Here is a 1,580-nt window from a genome sequence, read left to right as displayed (position 1 = left end):
CGGGGCGGGGATCTCGACAGGCTCGATCACCGAGGGCGGCTCGATCGGCGAGGGCGGCTCGATCACCGAAGGCGGGGGCGGGATCTCGACAGGCTCAATCACCGAGGGCGGCTCGATCGGCGAGGGCGGCTCGATTACCGAGGGCGGGGGCGGGATCTCGACAGGCTCGATCACCGAAGGCGGCTCGATCGGCGAGGGCGGCTCGATCACCGAGGGCGGGGCCGGGATCTCGACAGGCTCGATCACCGGGGCGGGCGGGGGCGGGGCGATCGGCGGGGCGGGCTCGATCGCCGGGACGCTCAGCAGCACCGACGTGCCCGCGTCTGGCCGGGTCAGGACCGTCACCGAACCGCCGAGCCGCTCGATCCGCCGGCGCACCGCCTGGCGGAGGCCGAGCCGGTCGGCACCGGTCTCCGACTCGGTGAAGCCGCGGCCGGCATCCATCACCATAACCGAAACGGTGACGTCGTCGGCGCCGATGTCGACCTCGGCCGATACGATCCCCGCGTGCAGGATCACGTTGATCAGGCACTGCTGCACGGCCAGACCGAGCTCGCGATCGACGCCCGGGTCGAGACGGCCGAGAGCGGACCGGTCACCGGTGACGTCGACCACGAGGCCGCGATCGCGACACCGCTCGATCGCCAGGTAGACCTCACTGGTGAGCCAGGCATCCGCCCCGGGAGAATGGATGACGCTGTGCGCGTCGGCGTCGGCCAGCCAGTCGGTGCCGCGCAGCCTGTGCAGGGCGGCTCGGATGCTGCCGGCCAGGTTCTCGCTGAGCGGGCCGGCGTGGGTCCGGGACAGGGCGATCAGTTCGTTGAGGGTGGTGTCCTGATTGAGGTCAAGGGCGCGCCGGTCGAGGTCCTGGCGGAGGAGCCGAGACTGATCGGCCCGGACTTCCCGGTGGATTGCGGACTGGGCGGCCCGGTGCGGACGACGGGCCGAGCCGGCGAGGAGCAGCACGACGACGAGGAACAGATAGGCGGAGATGGTGAACCCGTCGGGCAGATAGGCCACCTCGGCTTCCGCCGCGGCGAGCACCGTGACCCCCTCCGCCAGCACGAAACCGGCCGTGCTCCAGAGCACGCCGGTGAGCGCGCCGGAGCCTGCTCCGCCGACCATGATCAGCGCCAGCTTGGGCAGCGCGACGAGGAACATGTTCGACGCGGGGAAGACGCCTGGCAGGCCGAGCACGGCCGTCGTGTAGAGGTAGGTGCCGCCGGCGCCGACCAGGAGGTAGGCGATGGTGAGCAGGACGGTGTGGCGCAGGCTGAGGGCGATGAGGAGCGCGGCCATGGCGAGGACGGCGAGCATGGCGAGCCAGAGTGTGGTGGTCTCGTGGACGAGTGCCAGCGCCCCGGCCGAGACCAGCGCGCCGCCGAGGCAGGTGAGCGCGAACCAGTGGGCTGCGCGCGCGAGCGCACGGCTGAGAATCGGTTCGACCAGGTGGTCGGGCAAACCCAACGTCATCGGGGCCTCCTCTGCGTTGGTTGAGTATCTCATTGCGACGGGGAGCGCGGGGGCGCGCGCGGCTCGGCGGGGTGCGCGGGGGCGGGGGGGGGCGGGGCGGGGCGGGG

Annotated in this window: 1 protein-coding gene; it reads right to left on the bottom strand. The window is 72.3% G+C overall.

Going from position 1 to position 1,580, the window contains the following annotated elements:
• A partial coding sequence (locus tag E3T48_RS07040) for a sensor histidine kinase (protein ID WP_134523213.1) occupies positions 1-1,473 on the bottom strand: 1,473 nt, incomplete at its 3' end.
• Positions 1,474-1,580 lie beyond the last annotated feature (107 nt).

It is taken from the genome of Cryobacterium fucosi (assembly GCF_004403515.1).
Classification (GTDB): Bacteria; Actinomycetota; Actinomycetes; order Actinomycetales; family Microbacteriaceae; genus Cryobacterium; species Cryobacterium fucosi.
The sequence above is the reverse complement of the archived record's forward strand: the minus strand, read 5'-3'. Positions and strand labels throughout refer to the sequence as shown.